The sequence below is a fragment of the Flavobacterium sp. JAS genome (assembly GCF_020991455.1).
Taxonomy (GTDB): domain Bacteria; phylum Bacteroidota; class Bacteroidia; order Flavobacteriales; family Flavobacteriaceae; genus Flavobacterium.
This window is the reverse complement of record NZ_JAJMOX010000003.1, coordinates 326,730-347,091: the sequence shown is the minus strand read 5'-3', so window position 1 is coordinate 347,091 and position 20,362 is coordinate 326,730. Positions and strand designations below refer to the sequence as shown.

At 34.0% G+C, this 20,362-nt stretch carries 14 protein-coding genes; 9 read left to right on the top strand and 5 right to left on the bottom strand.

The genetic code is table 11. From position 1 onward, the window contains the following. Positions 1-20 precede the first annotated feature (20 nt). The 6 genes from LPB88_RS05520 to LPB88_RS05495 all read left to right on the top strand — a co-directional run bounded on the left by LPB88_RS05520 (position 21) and on the right by LPB88_RS05495 (position 7,558). A complete protein-coding gene (locus LPB88_RS05520) occupies positions 21-1,217 on the top strand; it encodes an aspartate aminotransferase family protein (RefSeq protein ID WP_230713309.1) in 1,197 nt (398 codons plus the stop codon). Positions 1,218-1,562: 345 nt separating this feature from the next. Beyond that, on the top strand, positions 1,563-2,960 hold the full coding sequence (locus LPB88_RS05515; protein ID WP_230713307.1) for a tetratricopeptide repeat protein: 1,398 nt from the start codon (positions 1,563-1,565) through the stop codon (positions 2,958-2,960). After that, positions 2,960-3,709 (top strand): shikimate dehydrogenase, encoded by a 750-nt coding sequence (locus tag LPB88_RS05510; RefSeq protein WP_230713305.1) that lies wholly within the window; start codon positions 2,960-2,962, stop codon positions 3,707-3,709. Before LPB88_RS05515 ends, LPB88_RS05510 begins: the two co-directional genes overlap by 1 nt. A 102-nt stretch (positions 3,710-3,811) precedes the next feature. Then, the gene (locus tag LPB88_RS05505) at positions 3,812-4,540 is read left to right on the top strand and encodes a lipid A phosphoethanolamine transferase (RefSeq protein WP_230713303.1); all 729 of its coding nucleotides are present in this window, start codon (positions 3,812-3,814) and stop codon (positions 4,538-4,540) included. A 296-nt stretch (positions 4,541-4,836) separates the two neighbouring features. Further along, positions 4,837-6,828 (top strand): DUF349 domain-containing protein, encoded by a 1,992-nt coding sequence (locus LPB88_RS05500; protein ID WP_230713301.1) that lies wholly within the window; start codon positions 4,837-4,839, stop codon positions 6,826-6,828. Positions 6,829-7,141: 313 nt separating this feature from the next. Continuing rightward, positions 7,142-7,558, top strand: coding sequence for an OsmC family protein (locus tag LPB88_RS05495; RefSeq protein ID WP_230713299.1), 417 nt, complete (start codon positions 7,142-7,144; stop codon positions 7,556-7,558). A 74-nt stretch (positions 7,559-7,632) separates the two neighbouring features. Here the strand turns inward: LPB88_RS05495 and LPB88_RS05490 are convergent, their stop codons facing one another. Further along, positions 7,633-8,904, bottom strand: coding sequence for a lipopolysaccharide assembly protein LapB (locus LPB88_RS05490; protein WP_230713297.1), 1,272 nt, complete (start codon positions 8,902-8,904; stop codon positions 7,633-7,635). Between the two features lie 42 nt (positions 8,905-8,946). Then, positions 8,947-11,589 (bottom strand): DNA gyrase subunit A, encoded by a 2,643-nt coding sequence (gene gyrA / locus LPB88_RS05485; RefSeq protein WP_230713295.1) that lies wholly within the window; start codon positions 11,587-11,589, stop codon positions 8,947-8,949. Positions 11,590-11,847: 258 nt separating this feature from the next. Between gyrA and LPB88_RS05480 the strand changes: the two genes are divergently transcribed. From LPB88_RS05480 to LPB88_RS05470, 3 genes are all read left to right on the top strand, one after another. Next, positions 11,848-14,394: an ATP-dependent Clp protease ATP-binding subunit gene (locus tag LPB88_RS05480; RefSeq protein WP_230713293.1), complete on the top strand. Its 2,547-nt coding sequence runs from the start codon at positions 11,848-11,850 to the stop codon at positions 14,392-14,394. Between the two features lie 140 nt (positions 14,395-14,534). Further along, positions 14,535-15,905: a 30S ribosomal protein S6--L-glutamate ligase gene (rimK, locus tag LPB88_RS05475; RefSeq protein WP_230713291.1), complete on the top strand. Its 1,371-nt coding sequence runs from the start codon at positions 14,535-14,537 to the stop codon at positions 15,903-15,905. A gap of 93 nt (positions 15,906-15,998) precedes the next feature. Next, the gene (locus tag LPB88_RS05470) at positions 15,999-16,517 is read left to right on the top strand and encodes a DUF421 domain-containing protein (protein ID WP_089352424.1); all 519 of its coding nucleotides are present in this window, start codon (positions 15,999-16,001) and stop codon (positions 16,515-16,517) included. A gap of 75 nt (positions 16,518-16,592) precedes the next feature. On the opposite strand, the gene LPB88_RS05465 is transcribed toward LPB88_RS05470, so the two are convergent. The 3 genes from LPB88_RS05465 to LPB88_RS05455 all read right to left on the bottom strand — a co-directional run bounded on the left by LPB88_RS05465 (position 16,593) and on the right by LPB88_RS05455 (position 20,316). Then, the gene (locus LPB88_RS05465; protein WP_230713289.1) at positions 16,593-17,978 is read right to left on the bottom strand and encodes an SMI1/KNR4 family protein; all 1,386 of its coding nucleotides are present in this window, start codon (positions 17,976-17,978) and stop codon (positions 16,593-16,595) included. A gap of 325 nt (positions 17,979-18,303) precedes the next feature. Then, complete coding sequence (locus tag LPB88_RS05460; protein WP_230713287.1) at positions 18,304-19,638, bottom strand: inorganic phosphate transporter; 1,335 nt, start codon at positions 19,636-19,638, stop codon at positions 18,304-18,306. Between the two features lie 33 nt (positions 19,639-19,671). Further along, positions 19,672-20,316, bottom strand: a complete 645-nt coding sequence (locus tag LPB88_RS05455; protein WP_042564245.1) for a DUF47 domain-containing protein — start codon at positions 20,314-20,316, stop codon at positions 19,672-19,674. Positions 20,317-20,362 lie beyond the last annotated feature (46 nt).

The window sequence follows — 20,362 nt, the reverse complement described above, 5'->3', positions numbered from 1 at the left end:
TTCTTAGAACCTCAAAAAAAATGAATCCAGATTTTATAAAATATCAAGCACAAACTTCCCCATATCCATTAGGAATGGAAGTTTCGCACGCCATTGGCTCCTACATTTACGACATTAACGATAAAAAATATTTAGACTTTGTAGCAGGTGTTTCGGCTTGCACGCTTGGTCATCAGCATCCAAGAGTTAATCAGGCTATAAAAGATCAGTTAGACAAATATTCTCACGTCATGGTTTATGGCGAATATTCGCAAAGCCCCGCCGTTCAATATTGCAAATTATTAGCCTCGCTCCTACCAGAATCTCTAAACAAAACCTATTTAGTAAATTCAGGCACAGAAGCGATCGAAGGCGCATTAAAATTAGCCAAACGAACAACAGGACGCAGTCAGCTTATTTCGTGTCATAACGCTTACCATGGTAATACAATGGGTTCTATGAGTGTTATGGGATTCGAAGAGCGCAAACAAGCCTTTCGACCTTTACTTCCGGATGTTGATTTTATCACTTTTAATAACGAAGCCGATTTAGAGAAAATAACCACCAGAACAGCTGCAATACTTTTAGAAACTATTCAGGGAGGTGCAGGATTTATTCAGCCTCACAATAACTTTTTGCAAAAAGTGAGAAAGCGTTGTGATGAGGTTGGAGCCATGATGATTGTCGACGAAATTCAGCCTGGATTTGGAAGAACCGGAAAACTTTTTGGCTTCCAAAACTACGATGTCATTCCGGATATCGTCGTTATGGGAAAAGGAATGGGCGGCGGAATGCCGGTTGGAGCTTTTACAGCATCGGCAGAAAAAATGGATCTTTTAACCGAAAATCCTAAGCTAGGACACATTACCACATTTGGAGGTCACCCTGTCATTGCGTCAGCATGTCTGGCTACTTTGCAGGAATTAACTGAAACTAACTTAATGCAAGAAGCTTTAGAGAAGGAAAAACTCTTCAGATCGCTTTTGGTACATCCTTTGATAAAGGAAGTTAGAGGAAAAGGATTAATGCTCGCAGCGATGACAGAAACAGCCGAAATAACCAACGAAGTTATTTTGACCTGTCAAGACAAAGGGCTCATTTTATTCTGGTTGCTGTTTGAAGGATGCGCCATTAGAATAACACCTCCATTAACAATTTCTGAAGAAGAAATAAAAGAAGGTTGTGCCATAATCTTAAGTGTTATGGATGAAATCCTGAAAAAAGAGCAAAAAGCATAATTTGGAGCTATTTACTGCGTCAGTTCGCTGTCGCTCGTGTCCTGCTATCCGCTTTATCTTTTATCCGCCGCGGCGAAACAAAAGAATATCGCTTCAAACGAAGTTCACTGAACTCCGATTAAAAACAGAAGCAAGGTGAAGTAATCAGGGCTAGGGCTTTACGTTAAAAATAAACTATAATAATAACTAATAATCTACTTAATAATAAGAAGATTATGACTAAAAACAGAATCGGAATTCTGTCCATATTGTTAATTAAATTGTTCAAAACAATTAATTTCCTTTCCCCACAACAATAATATGGTTGCCTAAATTTATAACAGGCTAATTTCAAATAAACAAAGTATGCAATTAAGCAACGAAGAAGAAGATTATAACCTATCCCTATCTAAATTTGAGTCGATGTTAAAAACTAACAAAGTACTCTTTTTTGATTCTGAAGAATTTGAAGAAATCATTCTTCATTATTTAGATATAGGTAAGGCTAATTTAGCAAAAAAGGCCTTGAAACTTGCATTAGACCAACACCCAAAATCTACGGGCTTAAAATTAGTACAAGTAGAAATGTTGGTTTACGACGACAAACTAGAAATCGCCGAGAAACTCCTGAATGAGTTATATGCAATTGAACCTAACAACGAGGAAATTTACATCCAAAAAGCCAATATTTGTTCTAAGAGAGATCAACACGAAAAAGCGGTAGAATTGCTTAAAATTGCCTTGCAATATACGGACGATTACGCTGATGTGTACAACTTAATTGGAATGGAATATCTTTTTATGGATAACCTTGAGATGGCAAAAGACAGTTTTATCAAATGTCTTGAAGAAGATTTAGAAGATCAATCTGCCTTATATAACGTGGTTTACTGTTTTGAATTTTTAGATCAAAATCAGGAAGCTATTTTGTATCTTAACAATTATATTAATAAAAACCCATATAGCGAAATCGCCTGGCATCAGCTTGGACGTTTGCATTATGGTGTAAAAGAATATGAAAATGCTATTCGCGCTTTTGATTATGCAACACTTATTGACGATGAGTTTTTAGGTGCTTTCATGGAAAAAGCGAAAGCCTACGAACGTCTTAAAAAATACGGCGAAGCAATCGAAAGCTACAACCGTACAATTGAGTTAGACGACGCAACTTCTTATGCCTTATTGCGCATCGGAAAATGTTACGAAAAGCTTGGCAATTCGGCGAAAGCCTTACAATATTACAACCAGACAGTGCACGAAGATCCGCTTTTAGACAAAGGCTGGATTGCGATAACTGATTTTCATGTTCGTCAAAAAAACTTCCAAAAAGCGTTATTTTTTGTCAACAAAGCATTAGCTATCGACAACCAAAATCGTTTGTACTGGAAACGTTATGCGACTATCAATAAACAAATGAACTTCTTTGAAGAAGCAGAATTTGGATATAGAAAAGCTGTAGAATTTGGAGATTATGCCTTAGATACCTGGTTATTTTGGGTTGATATCCTTCAGTTTTTAGGCGAATTCGAAAGTGCTATTCAAACTTTATTACAAGCGACAGAGTACTTTCCGGAAGAAAATGAAATCGAATATCGTTTGGCTGGATTGTATTTTATGGTACAGGACACCACAAAAGCAAAATTCCATTTAAGCAATGGTTTACGTTTGAACTTCGATAATTATATTCTAATCGAAGATTTATTTCCAGTGGTTTGGTCCAAAAAAACAGTTAAAAACTATATTGAAAAACATAGAAAACAATAATGATTGATATTTTAAGAAGACGTTTTGGCTTGTTGGGCCGTAATATTAGTTACTCTTTTTCGAAAGGATATTTTACAGAAAAATTTAGTGATGAGGTGTTTGCTGGTAACAGCTACGAGAATTTCGACATTTCTGAAATCAACTATTTTACTGAATTAGTAAAAAACAATCCTGATTTAAAAGGTTTAAATGTTACTATTCCATACAAAGAGCAAGTCATACCTTTTTTAGATAAACTTTCAAGAAAAGCAGCCTTAATTGGTGCTGTAAACACTATTAAATTTACCAAAAACGGAAAATTAAAAGGTTACAACACCGATTATTATGGCTTCAAAAAATCATTAGAACCACTACTGGAACCACATCACAAAAAGGCTCTGATTCTTGGTACTGGTGGCGCATCAAAAGGTGTTGCTTTTGCACTTGACGAACTTAATATTCCGTACATTTTTGTTTCGCGAGAAGCCAAAGAAAACATCATTGATTACAACTTAATCAACGCCACTACGTTTGATAATTTTCAGATCATAATCAATTGTACTCCGGTTGGTACAAGCCCAAATACAGAAGCTTGTCCGGATCTTCCTTATGAGTTTTTTACAGAGAAACATATAGCCTATGATTTAATATATAATCCGGCAGAAACTCAATTTTTAAAAAATGCTAAAGAAAGAGGTGCAACTATAAAAAACGGCTATGATATGCTTATTTTTCAGGCGGAAAAAGCCTGGAAAATCTGGAATAAATAAAACTTTCATTACAAAGAAAATGTTAATGTAATTTTTGTAAATTAGACTACTCATTTATAAGTAGTTATGATTAAATTACAAAAGCTATTCTTACTTAATTTTTTGATTACAGTTTCTGCCTTTGCGCAGGATAATAATCAAGATGCAAATGAAAATTCACAAAACCTTTACACAGAAGCCCGGTATCATTACTACTTAAAAACTATTTTGCTTTTTAATGAGTATTTAGATACCGACAGCGGATCTTTTAATACCACAGAACTCAGGTTTTTACACCCAATAGCCAATAAAGCCTGGAATTTAAGAGTAGATCTTCCATTAATTTCTACCAATACATCTTCTATAAATAAAACCGGAATTGGAGATATTGGTGTCGGAATCAGCTATATTCCATATTTAAAGCATGAAAGTGGCGGGATTGCCTTTCGTGCAAGGGTAATTTCCAATTCGGCAGCAGATCCGGCTTTAGGATCTGGAAAATGGGTCTTCGCACCTGCTATCTTTTATGGAAAATACCTAATTGCAAATAAACTTCTTTGGATAACCAATCTCGAAAATCAATCTAGTTTTGCAGGCTCAAGCAACCGAAACGATGTAAACCTTACTGCATTAGAAAATTATTTCATGTACATTATTGGAAAGAATTGGATTGCTGCCGATGTCGCATTCCGATATAACAATACCAATAAAGGATATCCCAATAATGCTTTTGTAGAATTTGGCCGAAAAATTACCCAAAATGATATGGCATATATACATCCAAGCGTTGGTTTTGGAGGTCACAAAACATATAATTATGGAATTGAAGTTGGAATGCTGATTTTATTCTGATCTTTTTACTAAAAGAAACTTCAAAAAACACTCTCAACAGATATTTCAATTGCAAAAAAATCAATTCAATTGAATCAAAATATCAACTTCACATTATTTTTCTTAAATGAATATTTATTTTTAATTTAAATTAACTTTAAAAAAAACAGCAAAAAAACAACGATCACATTCCTAAAATACTTCAATAAATAGGAATTTCATCGTAAAATAACGTATAAACAAACGATTTATTTTGTATTTAGAAACACCTTTACTATCTTTCGCTCTGTTTAAAATAAAAACCTTATACATTTAAAATGTTAGAAGAAAAGAATGATAACCTGCAAGAAGCAGACGGAAAATTAGAAATCGAAATTAGCGATTCTACACAAAATAATGCTACTGAAACAGCTGCTCCTGAAGCAACAACTGAAAATGAAATTTCGAGCAACGAAGTTGAATTAGAAAATACAGTTGAAACTACAGAAACTGCTCACCAAACTGCATTAGATGCTATAACAAATTCGAATGCCGAAGAAAGTGAAGATGAAACTCTAAAAGAGCGTCATGATATTCCTATGCAGGACTACAACACTTTTTCTTTGGATGCTCTTGTTGACGAATTGAAAAAATTGGTCAATGATGATAAAGCAATGTCTGTAAAAGACCATATCGAAGAAATTAAAAAAGCATTTTTACTACAATACAACCATCTTATAGAGGAGAAAAAAGAAGAATTCAATGCTTCTAAAGAAGATCCGAACGAAGAATTTGAATATCATTCTCCATTAAAATCTAAATTTGATGAATATTATAATATTTTTAGAGAGAAAAGAAATGCTCATTTTAAACATTTACAAACCAATCTAAAATCAAATTTAGAGAATCGACTTGCTATAGTTGAGGAACTAAAAGAGCTTATAAACCCACAGGAAAACATCAAAGACACTCTTAAACATTTTAATGATTTAAGAGAAAGATGGAAAAATGCAGGAGCAATCCCAAAAGACAAATACAATCACGTTTGGAACAACTATCACTTTCATGTAGAAAATTTTTATGACTACCTGCATTTAGATCGTGAAGCCAGAGATTTGGACTTTAAATACAACTTAGAGCAAAAACAAAAAATAATTGCTCGCGTTGAAGAATTAGTTAACGAAACTGATATTAGTAAAGCTTTCCGTGAATTGCAGGATTTACACAGAATCTGGAAAGAAGATATTGGACCGGTTTCTAAAGAACACCGTGATTCAATCTGGAATAAATTTAGTGAGTTAACTAAAAAAATTCATGACAAAAGAGAAATTTTGTTCGAAAGCCAAAGAGCAAACGAACAAAAAAATCTTGAAGTTAAAAAAGAAATCATTGCAAAAATTGAGGTTTTAGGAACCGAAAAAGTAAACTCTCATTCACAATGGCTGGTACAAATTCAGAAAGTAGAAGCGCTTAGAAATGAGTTTTTTGCTGCCGGAAAAGTACCTTCAGAAGTAAATGAAGAAACCTGGGCTGCTTTTAAAACTGCTGTGAGAAATTTTAATTCTTTTAAAAATTCGTTTTACAAAGACATTAAAAAAGATCAAAACGACAATCTAAATAAAAAAATGGCTCTTGTTGCAAAAGCCAAAGAATTACAAGAAAGTGTTGATTTTGGTGCTACTACTCCAATCATGAAGCAAATTCAGGAAGAGTGGAAACAAATTGGTCACGTTCCTAAAAAGTATTCAGATAAGATCTGGAAAGAATTTAAGGATGCTTGTAATCACTATTTTGATAAATTAAAAGAACACAAATCAGAAGAAAACATTGATGAGGTTGCTGCTTTTGACAACAAAAAAGCTTATTTGGATGTTTTGAGAGCCTACCAGCTAACTGGTGATCACAAAACTGATCTGGACGCTATAAAAGCACATATCGAAATCTGGAAAAGTTACGGAAAAGTACCTTTTGCAAGACGTCACATCGAAGGAAAATTCAATAAAATCCTGGACGCTCTTTTTGAAAAATTAAGTTTGAGTAAAAAAGAAACCGAAATGATGCGTTTTGCTAACAGAATTGATTCTTTATCTGATAGCAACGACACTCGTAAATTAGACAACGAGAAGATTTTCTTAATGCGTAAAATTGAAGAAGTTCAAAATGAAATTTTCCAATTGGAAAATAACATTCAGTTTTTCACGAATACTAAAAACGCTAAGAAAGAAAACTCAATTGTTCTTGAAGTTCGTAAAAACATTGCTATTCACAAAGAAAGCCTTGACGTTTGGAAAGATAAATTGAAACAGTTACGTAATTTAGGTCAGGAATAATCTTTGATTTATAAATATAAAATTAGGTGTAATAATATTCTCATTGCACCTTTTTTTATGCACTAATTTTTTTTTACCGCAAAGCGCGCAAAGATTTTACGCAAAGTTCGCAAAGCTAAATCAACATACAGCTTTGCGAACTTTGTGTTTTTTATAAACTCCGGCATATTTAAAAAACTTTGCGCGCTTTGCGGTTAATTTTTTCACACACTTCTACCCAAACTTAACATTCAAATTAAATTTCATAAAACTATTCTTTAAAATATTGATTATATTTGAGAATCAAAAGATTATAAACCTAAAATACTATAAAATGAAATTTACAAGAAAAGCAAATGCCAACTGGAAAGGAACAGGCATGGAAGGAAAAGGAACAATCAGTACTCAAAGTACTACATTAGATAATGCTCAATTATCATTTAAAACAAGATTTGCAGACGGCGTAGGAACTAATCCCGAAGAACTTGTTGCCGCAGCGCATTCTGGCTGTTTTACGATGCAATTAAGCTTTTTACTTAACGAAGGTGGTTTTACTGCTGATGATTTATCTACAGAAGCGACAGTTACCTTTGAAGACGGAACAATCACTTTGATTCATTTAGATTTAAAAGGAAAAGTTCCTTCAATCTCTGCGGAAGAATTTGCTCAAACTGCAGCAAAAGCAAAAGAGATTTGTCCGATCTCGAAACTTTTAAATACAACAATTACTTTATCAGCTACTTTAGTTTAGTCAACAACAGTAATTCTTAGGCATAAAAAAATCCCGTCGAAACGGGATTTTTTTTATAAATCAATAATGAATTATTAGTTCATTGTAGCTTTTAATGCTTTTGCTTCAGCAGTCATTTCTAAAGCTTTGTAAACTCCTAATAATGTTTTAGAAACATCTTCGTTTTTAGGATCTAATTCATTTGCTTTTTTAAGGTAAGGAATTACTCCTCTAAAAACGCTTTCTCTTTGTGCTTTTAATACATCGTAACGTTTCATATCTTTAGCAGAAGTACCCAATTTATTCATTTCGTCAATAATTGGTTTCTCAGCTTCTAATTTTAATGCTGCAACGTTAAGGTAAGCATTTGTATAGTTTGGATTGATTTCGATCGCTCTCAAATAATATTTCTCAGCATCAGCAGGGTTTTTAGCGTTTGCACTAATAACTCCTAAATTGAAAACTAAATCAGCATTGTTTGGATCTTTTTGTAAAGCTTCGCCAACTAGTTTTTTATAAGTATCGTAATCTTTAGTTTCAAGATATAAATTAGCTTCTGATAAAATTAAAGAAGCATCATCCGGATTTGCTTTTCTTGCATCTGCAATAGCTTTTTTAGCTTCTTCAGTACGTCCTTTTTGAACTAAGATTAAAGCTAAGTTTTTGTATATCTCACCTCTTTTAGAAGGAATAGCTTCTGTTTTTGGTTTTTCGTGAGTTCCCAATTTTACAGCCAAATCTCTTTCTTTTGCAGTATTAAAACCGTCTTCATTACCTGAAGCTTTATTCAAAGCAGTATAAGAAGTTCCTTTTCCAGAATAGTTTAATTTTTTCAATTCTTCATACATTGGTAAAGCCGTATCAAAATCCTGAGCATTTACCGCTGTTGAAGCTGCATAATACAAGTTAATTGTATCTTTTTTATCTAACAAATAAGCATCGTACAGTTTTTTTGCACCTTCAGCACTTTTGTTAGCTTGTGTATCAGCAATTGCAGCGTTAATTAACTTTCCTTTAATTTCGGTAATTGAAGCTGCAGCCTGAACTGAATATTTTTGTTTTCCAGACGTTTTTTCAACTTCTATTAACTTATTATAGCTCTCAGCAGCAAGAGACAAGTTTTTACTCTCTTCTACTTTTTTGTTTGCAAGCTCTAAATAAGCGTTTCCTTGTACAAAATAGTATTGTGCTTGTTCAACATCTTTGGCATTTACTACCAAGTTTTGAGCATCTTTCAATATCGTAATTGCTCCTTGAGCATCGCCGCTTTTTAGTGCTTTTTCAGCATTCTTAATTTGATCTTTCTGAGCAAAAGTAGCTACCGAAATCAATAATGCTGATGCTAGTATTACATACTTACTTTTCATAATATTCAATTTGTGTATTTAATTATTCCTGGGTTAAATTTATTATTCTTCAGATTCTTCCTCTTCAGAGTCGTCGTCGTCTTCTATTTCTTCGTCAGAATCGTCATCGTCATCTTCTTCTACAGTTCCATCATCTTCCAGAACCTCTAAGTCAGGCTTAACTCTTTCGATTACAGACTCAATAACATTACCATCTTCGTCAACAACAACTTCGGCAACATCATCTTTCATAACTTTTGTTACAGCTGCGATAGAATCTTTACCTTTTAAGTTAATCAATCGAACACCTTGTGTTGCACGACCCATTACACGTAAATCTTCAATAGCCATTCTAATTGTTAATCCTGATTTATTGATAATCATTAAATCATCAGCATCAGTTACAGCGCTAATAGAGATTAATTTTCCTGTTTTCTCCGTAATATTAAGTGTTTTAACACCTTTTCCACCACGGTTTGTAATTCTGTACACATCTTCACCATCGTCATCAACTAATTTAGTACGTTTACCGTATCCGTTTTCAGTTACAACTAAAATTTGCGAATCGTTTACATTTTCTTTATCAACAGTAACCATACCAATTACTTCATCAGTATCGTCTTTTAAGGTAATTCCACGAACTCCAGAAGCTGTTCTTCCCATCGGACGTGTTTTAGTTTCCTCAAAACGAACTAATTTACCAGACTTAACCGCAAGGATAATTTGACTTTCTCCATTCGTTAATTTAGCTTCAAGTAATTCATCTCCTTCCTTAATAGTAATGGCAGCAACACCATTTACTCTAGGTTTAGAATATTTCTCTAAAGATGTTTTCTTAACCTGACCTTGTTTTGTTACCATTACAAGGTTATGACTGTTGATATAATCTTTGTCTTTTAAGTCTTGCGTACAAATGAAAGCTTTTACTTTATCATCGCTTTCAATATTTACCAAGTTTTGGATTGCTCTACCTTTTGCAGTTTTACTTCCTTCCGGAATTTCATAAACACGCATCCAGAAACATTTTCCTTTTTGAGTAAAGAACATCATATATTGGTGATTGGTCGCAACGAACATGTGTTCAAGGAAATCCTGATCTCTTGTTCCGGCACTTTTTTGCCCAACTCCTCCTCTATTCTGAGTTTTGTATTCTGTCAAGTTTGTACGTTTGATATAACCTGCGTGCGAAATTGTAATAACCACATTTTCGTCAGCAATCAAATCTTCGATACTTACATCTCCACCAGAATATTCAATAGTAGAACGACGCTCATCTCCGTATTTTTCACGAATTTCTTCAAGCTCCTCTTTAATTAAATTCGTTCTTAGATCTACATCCGCTAATAATGCTTTTAAGTGCTCGATTAACTTCATTAATTCTTCAAACTCTGCTCTTAATTTATCTTGCTCCAGACCTGTTAACTGACGTAAACGCATCTCAACAATAGCACGAGCCTGAATATCTGACAAATTAAATCTTTCGATTAATTTATCACGAGCTTCTTCTGTATTTTTAGATCCTCTGATGATCGCGATTACTTCATCAATATTATCCGAAGCAATAATTAAACCTTCTAAAATATGTGCTCTTTCCTCCGCTTTACGCAATTCAAAACGAGTTCTACGAACTACTACATCATGACGGTGCTCAATAAAATAGTGAATCATATCTTTTAGATTCAACATTTGTGGGCGACCTTTTACCAGTGCAATATTATTTACACTAAAAGAAGATTGTAATGATGTAAACTTATATAAGGTATTCAAAACTACGTTTGGCGTAGCATCACGTTTCAGGATATAAACGATACGCATACCGTTTCTGTCCGATTCGTCACGAATATTCGCAATACCTTCAATTTTTTTATCGTTAACTAAATCAGCCGTACGTTTGATCATTTCGGCTTTGTTAACCTGATATGGAATTTCAGTAACAATAATACATTCTCTTCCGTCAACTTCTTCAAAACCAACTTTTGCACGCATTACAATACGCCCTCTACCAGTTTTAAAAGCTTCACGAACACCTTCATAACCATATATTACACCACCGGTTGGAAAATCCGGAGCTTTAATATGTGTCATTAATTCGTCAATTTCAATATCATTATTATCAAGGTAAGCAAGTGTACCGTTGATAACTTCAGTTAAATTGTGTGGAGGCATATTTGTTGCCATACCAACCGCAATACCAGTTGCTCCGTTTACTAATAAAGTAGGAACTCTTGTAGGCATTACTTTTGGCTCATATAATGTATCGTCAAAGTTCAATTGAAAGTCAACTGTTTCTTTTTCGATATCTGCCATGATATCTTCTGAGATTTTGCGCATTCTGGCCTCAGTATAACGCATTGCTGCCGGACTGTCACCATCGACAGAACCAAAGTTACCCTGACCATCCACTAATAAATAACGCATACTCCATTCCTGAGCCATACGTACCATTGCATCATAAACAGAGGTATCTCCGTGTGGGTGATACTTACCCAGAACCTCCCCTACGATTCTCGCAGATTTTTTGTGGGCAGATCTTGATGTTACTCCTAAGTCATACATTCCGTAAAGAACTCTTCGATGCACTGGTTTCAAGCCATCTCTAACATCAGGAAGCGCTCTCGATACGATTACTGACATCGAATAATCGATGTAAGCTGATTTCATTTCATCTTCTATGTTAATAGGAATTAACTTTTCTCCTTCAGACATAAGTTGTTATGTTTAAATAATTATATTAGTTTCAAAGCGTGCCAAGATACGTTTTTTTGGAATTTTTTCAGCTATTTCCTTACACTTATTTCAATGATTTATTAACAACTTTATTTCATCTTTTAGTTAATAAATTAAGCGTATTTTAACGCTTTTATTGTTATTTTTTTCGTCCCTTAGCTGTCAGGAGATCTCGAAGGGTATGGTTTTTGTTTTTCAAACACTAATTCACTAAATTTACAATACCAATTATATATTATGGATGATAATTTTTCACCAAGAGTAAAAGATGTTATTACCTACAGTAAAGAGGAAGCCTTACGTTTGGGCCACGACTTTATTGGTACTGAACATCTAATGCTAGGCATTTTAAGGGATGGAAACGGAAAAGCTATTCATATACTTAATAACCTTGCAGTCGATCTAGATCATTTACGCAGGAAAGTAGAAATACTGAGTCCAGCCAATCAAAGCGTTGAAGTAAATGCCGAGAAGAAAAATCTTCATCTTACCCGTCAAGCGGAAAGAGCCCTGAAGACAACCTTTCTTGAAGCAAAAGTATTTCAAAGCTCGTCGATTAGCACGGCGCACTTGCTTTTATGCATCTTACGAAACGAAAACGATCCAACAACCAAGCTATTGAATAAACTAAAAATAGATTATGACATAGCTAAAGAACAATATTTAAACATGACTCCAAACGAAGAAGAATTCTTAGAAAACTTGCCAAGAAACGAATCGTATAATGACGATTCAGGACAAGATGACAGTCTTAAAGAAAGTAGTTTTAATAATCCCGCCAATAAGTCAAACAAAAAATCTAAAACTCCGGTTCTAGATAATTTTGGGAGAGATTTAACAGAAATGGCCGAGGAAGGAAAACTAGATCCGGTTGTAGGACGCGAAAAAGAAATTGAACGTGTTTCTCAAATCCTAAGCCGTAGAAAAAAGAACAACCCACTTCTTATTGGAGAACCTGGAGTTGGTAAATCTGCTATTGCAGAAGGACTTGCTTTGCGTATTATCCAAAAGAAAGTATCTCGTATTCTTTTCCACAAACGTGTGGTTACTCTTGATTTGGCTAGTTTAGTAGCCGGAACAAAATACCGTGGTCAGTTTGAGGAAAGAATGAAAGCCGTAATGAACGAGCTGGAGAAAAATGACGACATTATTCTTTTCATTGATGAAATTCACACTATCGTAGGCGCTGGTGGAGCAACAGGTTCTCTTGATGCTTCAAACATGTTTAAACCTGCTTTAGCAAGAGGTGAAATCCAATGTATTGGAGCCACTACTCTTGATGAGTACAGACAATATATTGAGAAAGATGGTGCTCTTGAAAGACGTTTCCAAAAAGTAATTGTAGAACCAACTTCTGTTGAAGAAACGATTGCGATTTTGAACAACGTAAAAGACAAATACGAAGATCACCACAATGTAACTTATACTCAGGAAGCAATTGAAGCTTGTGTGAAGTTAACAAACAGATATATGTCTGAGCGTTTTTTACCGGACAAAGCTATTGATGCTCTTGACGAAGCTGGTTCTCGCGTACACATTACTAACATTGATGTCCCTAAACAAATTCTTGATTTAGAACGTCAGTTAGAAGAAGTTCGTGAAAACAAAAACATGGTAGTTAAAAAACAAAAATATGAAGAAGCTGCCAAACTTCGTGATGATGAAAAACGTATCGAAAAAGATCTAGCGGTTGCTCAAGAACAATGGGAAGAAGATTCTAAAAACAACAGAATTGAAGTTACAGAAGATAATGTAGCTGATGTTGTTTCGATGATGACCGGAATTCCTGTAAACAGAATTGCACAAACAGAAAGTAATAAACTGGCTAAATTACCTGAATTGATTCAGAATAAAGTAATTGGTCAAAACGAAGCAGTATTAAAAATTGCACGTTCTATTCAACGTAACAGAGCCGGACTTAAAGATCCTAACAAACCAATTGGTTCGTTCATTTTCTTAGGTCAGACTGGAGTTGGTAAAACACAATTGGCGAAAGTTTTAGCAAAAGAATTATTCGATTCTGAAGATGCGTTAATTCGTATTGACATGAGTGAATACATGGAGAAATTTGCGATCTCTCGTTTAGTTGGAGCGCCTCCGGGATATGTTGGTTACGAAGAAGGTGGTCAATTGACTGAAAAAGTTCGTAGAAAACCATATTGCGTTGTACTTTTAGACGAGATCGAAAAAGCACATCCTGATGTATTTAATATGATGCTTCAGGTTCTTGATGACGGATACTTGACTGATAGTTTAGGTCGCAAAATCGACTTTAAAAACACTATCATTATCATGACATCTAACGTTGGAGCACGTCAGTTAAAAGATTTTGGACAAGGTGTAGGATTCGGAACTGCTGCAAAAGTGGCTCAAGCCGATGAAAACTCAAAAAGCATTATCGAAAATGCATTGAAAAAAACCTTTGCTCCTGAATTCTTAAACAGAATTGACGACGTAATCGTATTCAACGCACTAGAAAAAGCTGATATTGATTTGATTATCGAAATAGAACTTGCAAAATTATATTCTCGCGTTTCTGAATTAGGATACAAATTAAATCTTACCGATAAAGCAAAAGCATTTATTGCTGAAAAAGGTTTTGACAGACAATTTGGAGCAAGACCTCTAAAAAGAGCAATCCAGAAATACGTTGAAGATTTATTGGCAGAAGAAATCATCACTTCAAAAATACATTCAGGTGACGAAATCTTAATGGATTTGAAAGATGACTCTCAAGAACTTTCAGTAGAAATACACAAAGCGGAAGAGCCAACTAATCAATAAATTATTCAAATTTTTTAACAAATTTAATTTACCCGTTACGTTTTCATAACATAACGGGTATTTTTTTTGGATAATTTACTATCTTTAGTAAAAGCAAATAGCTATTTTTGGCTATTAAATTCTATAATAAAAAACAACGTATGCTTCAAAACAAAGTCATTTTAGGTAGCGAAGAATGGTGCTCATTTCCAGAACTAGGAATTCCAACAATCAAGGCTCGTGTTGATTCTGGCGCCAAAACTTCGGCAATGCACGCCATAAACATAGCTCCTTTTATTAAAAATGATACCAATTGGGTAAAATTTGATATTAATCCTATTCAGAATAACATCAAAACCATTATTCATTGTGAAGCCCCGTTGGTTGACAAGAGAATTGTAAAAAGCTCAAGCGGATTTAGAGAACATCGTTATGTTATTCAGACCACTTTTAAAATTGGCGACTCAAAATGGCCAATCGAGATGACTTTGACCAATCGTGACTCTATGGGTTTCCGAATGCTTTTAGGTCGTGAAGCCATGAGCGGACGTGTTTTGGTTGATCCCGAAGAAAAATACTTATTAGGACAACCTACACCGGAATCTTTAAAGGAATTATACCAAAACTCTGAAAAAGCGAGTTCTGGTTTAAGAATTGGACTTCTTGCCAGTAATCCGGAATTATATAGCAACAAAAGAATCATGGAAGCCGGAGAAATGCGCGGTCATGAAATGCATTTTTTGAACATCAAAGAATGCTACATGAAACTGGATGCTAAAACCCCAGAGATTCATTACCGTGGTGGAAAAATATTAAATCAATTTGATGCTATTATTCCAAGAATCCGACCAAGCATAACGTTTTACGGATGTGCTTTAACGCGTCAGTTTGAAGCTTTGAAAGTTTTCGTTTTAAATTCGGCTACAGCCATAACACAATCGCGCGATAAACTATACTCATTGCAATTGCTTTTGAACAGCGGAATTGACATTCCGACAACTGGTTTTGCTAATTCTCCTTTGGATACAGATAATTTAATTAAAATGGTTGGAGGCTCACCATTAATCGTAAAATTATTAGAAGGAACCCAAGGAAAAGGAGTCGTTCTTGCAGAAACCAAAAAAGCAGCAGAAAGTGTTATTAATGCTTTCAAAAGCTTAAATGCAAACATCTTAGTTCAGGAATTCATTAAAGAAGCCAACGGAAAAGACATTCGTTGTTTTGTAATTGACGGAAAGGTGGTCGCAGCAATCCAGCGGGAAGCAATGCCCGGCGAATTTAGAGCCAACATTCACCTTGGCGGAACTGCTTCTGTTATAAAAGTTACTCCAGAAGAAAAAAAGATCGCTATAAAAGCCGCAAAAGCTATGGATTTAAAAGTGGCTGGTGTTGATATTATTCGTTCTTCAAAAGGACCTTTATTACTTGAAGTAAACTCTTCTCCAGGACTTGAAGGAATCGAAGGCGCAACAAACAAAGATATTGCTGGAGAAATGATCAGAGCAATCGAAAAGAATTTTAAATTAAGCTAATTCACTTTAACTTAATATTTCATACTTATTTTAGCAGCTTTGTCAAAGTTTAAAACTTTGACAAAGCTTTTTTTAAAACTAAATTGTAAAAGAATGACATTACTTCCATATATAGACATCAGTTTAAGAAGTCTCGCAGTATATTTTTTCATGACGATTGCCTTGAGAATCTTCGGTAAAAAAGAGCTTTCGCAATTAAACACTGCCGACATTATTCTGATTTTACTAATTAGTAATTCCGTGCAAAACGCGATGGTTGGTCCTGATACAAGTCTTTCAGGAGGATTGATTGCTGCTTCGGTTTTGTTTATAATCAACTTTATAATCAAAAAACTAACACATAAATATAAAATAGTTAATGATCTGCTTCTGGACAAACCCGAAATCCTGATTCATAACGGAACATTGGATTTTGATGCTCTGAGCAAACTAGACATCTCACACGAAGAACTAAAAGAAGCGGCACGTGAGCATGGTTTAGAACATTTAACAGATATAAAGCTCTGTACGCTAGAAATTGACGGTACAATAAGCATTATTTCGAAAGACAAAACCAACTTAAAAGAAACTCATTACAAGCGCAAGCACAATCATAAGAATTTAAGAAAGTGATTCTTTCAACGGAATAAATACTTTACAAAAAAAGCTAGTTTCAAATAAAGAAACTAGCTTTTTGTTTTTGCGATTCTACTTTTTAACTTCGCCAATAAAATAGTTATCTACATCGATCTTTTTTATTGTTTTGTTTGTTAAACCGTATGATTTAAGTCTATGATTCAGGTTTACTAAAATATAATCTTTTTCTTTTGGAAATTTTTCAGCAACGATCTTATAATGCGGTAAAAGTTTTCGATCTTCTACTCCATCCAGAGCCTGCAAAACCGTATGAATTACTCTATTTGAAGCATCAGAAAGACCTGTTATAAAAGTATCTATATAATTAGCTTTATTTTTCAATTGACCAAGTGCATAATAAGAACTAATTCTTATGTTTTTATTTTTATTAGAAGTAAAAGGAATAAGAATACCACCGTAATCCAAATCTGTTTCTTTTAGCAAATAAGTACACAATCGAAACGTTTCTTCATCTTTTATTGCATCAGCATTTGACTTGATAGTTTCTACCCAATCAGAACTTTTGTCTTTTGCGTACCAAAATATACACTGAAAAACTTCTAACAAACTCTCTTTTGTAAAATCAAGCAAATGAGGATACGCTCGTTCGTAATCAAATTTAGTCAGGATTTGAAGTAGTCTTTTTTGAATTGCACCGGAGTTTATTCTATACTGCTCTTCTACTAAATTAATAGTTTTCTGATCGAGATTTTTCTTTTTTAGAATCCCAAATAGGCAGTCCATTTTAGTATCAATTGTATGCGTTGAAAAATACACCTCAAAAATATGACTGCTTATTCCTCCTAGCGTATATCGGAACAAATCAGGATCAGCTGTCTTTATATTTTCAGGTATAATTTCGTCAAGCCATCTCTCATACCAATCTAAAAAATTTGATTCAAAAGTGAAGTGTGGCTTTTGCCTGTCACTATCTATATTTACAACTCTTCCTTTAAATTCGCCGTTTAAAACAAGGGCATGATAATAAGTACAACCCTGACTGCCCAGGGGTAATATTCCGGAAAATATTTTACCTAATTCGAGATCAAATTCTTCCTCAGAAATATCATCGTTTTCTTCAATATTTTTATTGAGATCAGACCAAAATTCATCAGACATTTTTGGAGAGATTTTACAATCTTCTTTTAAATAGCTTTTGGTATTTTCATAGATAAATTCATCCGTATTTTTCCCTAAAGAATAAATTCCATAGTAAGGTCCGGCAGCAGAATTTGAATCTGAAATTCCACCATTTCCTATATGGAGTAAAAACTCTTTATACGCTTCCGGAAGTTCCAGATTATACTCTTTTTCGAAATCTGAAATTTGGTTTTTACTTACCGTTTCTCCTACAAAATACTTATGACTCTCTGCACCAAATACCTCTAAGTTTTTATCGGCATCTTTTGCTATAATCAACTTGCTTTTGATTCTTTCAATCTGATTTAAGTAATCCATTTTCAATCTTTATACTTTCTTATTTTACAGTAAATATAATACGTTGGGTTCATATCAAACACATAGAAACATAGATTTTATGCCCAAATAAGAATATTAAAAAGAAATATATTTCTTTCTCATAGCCAACTCTGTGCATTTAAAAAAGTGAAACGCCTTTTTGAGAATACAACATCTATATTTCTATGTGTTAAAATAAATTACATTTTAATTTAAACAACTAATGAAATAAAACAAAAAAGCCGGTTTCAATAAAGAAACCAGCTTTTTTTATGTCGATAAAATGAGATCAAAAACCTTCTCCCATTTTACAAAAATCTTTTCACTAAGAAATAAATACGCTCAATACAAAGTAAACCAATCCTGCTAAAATAGCCGAGATAGGAATCGTTAATATCCAAGCCCAAATCAAACTTACAGTTACTCCCCAACGAACAGCAGATACACGTTTTGTTAATCCAACCCCGATGATAGAACCTGTAATTGTATGTGTTGTACTTACCGGAATTTTTAAGTGTTCTGTAAAGTAAAGTGTCAAAGCTCCAGCAGTTTCAGCGGCTACACCTTCAAACGAAGTTACTTTTGTGATTTTAGAACCCATTGTTTTCACAATTTTCCAACCACCACTCAAAGTTCCTGCAGCAATAGCAGAATAACATGCTAACGGAATCCAACCCGGCATAACTCCTTTTACACCCAAATCATCATTTGGTAAAACAACATCTAACCAAGAATCCATGTGAACACCCGGATTAGTGTGAATATATACTGCTACAGCAGCAGCAATAATACCCATTACTTTTTGAGAATCATTTCCACCGTGACCTAGACTAAAGGCTGCAGAAGATAATAATTGCATTTTTTTCAAAGCAGCATCAGCCTGATGAAGATTTAAACTACTGAATATTAAACAAAATGCACTTACTGTTAAGATAATAAAGGCTACTAGAAACCATTTAATATTATGTGGATCAAAAGCTACACTCCAAAAATGAGATTCAAATCTAGGCTTATCTATATCAGCATAAGGTACCATAAGGTTACTAACAAGCCAAACCGTTGCAATCATTAAGGCAACTGTAAATATTTTAGGCCCTATAATTTTACGAGAAGCATTTAACAACCAGATCGAAATCAAATAAGAAGCTAATGCTCCTAATAAAGGTGCTAAAACAATAAAAGCAATAATAATTAGAACTCCCGAAGGCATTCCTCCGTCTTTTCCTGCTTTATACCAGCTTACGATTTCGTACCAATAATGAGTAGCTCCATCTTCGCCAACGTAACCAGAAAAACCATGTACAGCGATCGCATGAGCAACTGCTGCTCCGGCAAAACCACCAATTAATGTATGTGATGAACTTGAAGGAATTCCTAACCACCAAGTCAATAAATTCCAACAAATCGCTGCAATAACCCCAGCTAGAATCACGACCAGGTTAATCTCCATAGTGTGCGCTGTTTTTGCAACAGTATCCGCAACACCAAATCCGAAAACCCAATAGGCCAGAAAGTTAAAAAATGCTGCCCAAAGAACGGCCTGAAAAGGCGTTAAAACCTTTGTAGCAACAACGGTTGCTATAGCATTTGCCGCATCATGAAAACCATTGATGTAATCAAAAATTAAGGCTAGTACTATAATAATTATAAGTAGCGTCATAAAATTATAACTTCAGAATGAAATAAATTGAATTTAAGAATGTTTTACAGAAATAGATTCTAGTATGTTCGCAACACTCTTACATTTGTCTGTTGCTGATTCTAAAACAGATAACACTTCTTTATATTTAATAATATTTTTAGCGTCTGTTTCGTTTTCAAAAATTTCAAAAACTGCTTTGTTATAAACGTTATCAGATTTGTTTTCTAGTTTATTAATTCTAGCACAAGCTTCTTTAATAATGTTCATGTTTTTCAGGTTGCTCAACTCTTTTACAGCACTGTCAATGTTTTGACAAGCTTCAAGGTTGATTTCTGTCATCTTTCTGATAGATTTTGTAATCTTATCAACTTGATATAATCTCATTCTGCTTGCTGCACCGTGAAGATAATCAGCAACGTTATCAATTGAAGTAATTAATGTATGAATATCCTCTCTATCGAATGGAGTAATGAAATTTCTGCTCAATTCAAGATTGGTCTGACGTGTAATGTCTTCTCCTCTTTGCTCTAACTCATCAATTTTCTGAAAAAGAACTTCTCTTTCTTTTAATGGAAGGTTTACAGCTTCGTGTAAATTAGAAGCTAATTCAATTAAATTGCTTGAAGCCTCTTCAAAAAGTGGAAAGAATTTCTTGTCTTTCGGCACTAAAAATTGGAAAATACTGTTTATTGACATTTTTTTATTTTTGATAGTGCAAAATTACTTCATTATTATTTTGTCA

Bases quoted from the DNA above. Each gene is read 5' to 3' on its own strand.
- LPB88_RS05490 (WP_230713297.1), bottom strand. From the start codon at position 8,904: ATGAAAAGTAAGTATGTAATACTAGCATCAGCATTATTGATTTCGGTA.
- LPB88_RS05455 (WP_042564245.1), bottom strand. From the start codon at position 20,316: ATGTCAATAAACAGTATTTTCCAATTTTTAGTGCCGAAAGACAAGAAA.
- LPB88_RS05480 (WP_230713293.1), top strand. From the start codon at position 11,848: ATGGATGATAATTTTTCACCAAGAGTAAAAGATGTTATTACCTACAGT.
- LPB88_RS05465 (WP_230713289.1), bottom strand. From the start codon at position 17,978: ATGGATTACTTAAATCAGATTGAAAGAATCAAAAGCAAGTTGATTATA.
- LPB88_RS05510 (WP_230713305.1), top strand. From the start codon at position 2,960: ATGATTGATATTTTAAGAAGACGTTTTGGCTTGTTGGGCCGTAATATT.
- LPB88_RS05500 (WP_230713301.1), top strand. From the start codon at position 4,837: ATGTTAGAAGAAAAGAATGATAACCTGCAAGAAGCAGACGGAAAATTA.
- LPB88_RS05460 (WP_230713287.1), bottom strand. From the start codon at position 19,638: ATGACGCTACTTATAATTATTATAGTACTAGCCTTAATTTTTGATTAC.
- rimK (WP_230713291.1), top strand. From the start codon at position 14,535: ATGCTTCAAAACAAAGTCATTTTAGGTAGCGAAGAATGGTGCTCATTT.
- LPB88_RS05515 (WP_230713307.1), top strand. From the start codon at position 1,563: ATGCAATTAAGCAACGAAGAAGAAGATTATAACCTATCCCTATCTAAA.
- LPB88_RS05495 (WP_230713299.1), top strand. From the start codon at position 7,142: ATGAAATTTACAAGAAAAGCAAATGCCAACTGGAAAGGAACAGGCATG.
- LPB88_RS05520 (WP_230713309.1), top strand. From the start codon at position 21: ATGAATCCAGATTTTATAAAATATCAAGCACAAACTTCCCCATATCCA.
- LPB88_RS05470 (WP_089352424.1), top strand. From the start codon at position 15,999: ATGACATTACTTCCATATATAGACATCAGTTTAAGAAGTCTCGCAGTA.
- gyrA (WP_230713295.1), bottom strand. From the start codon at position 11,589: ATGTCTGAAGGAGAAAAGTTAATTCCTATTAACATAGAAGATGAAATG.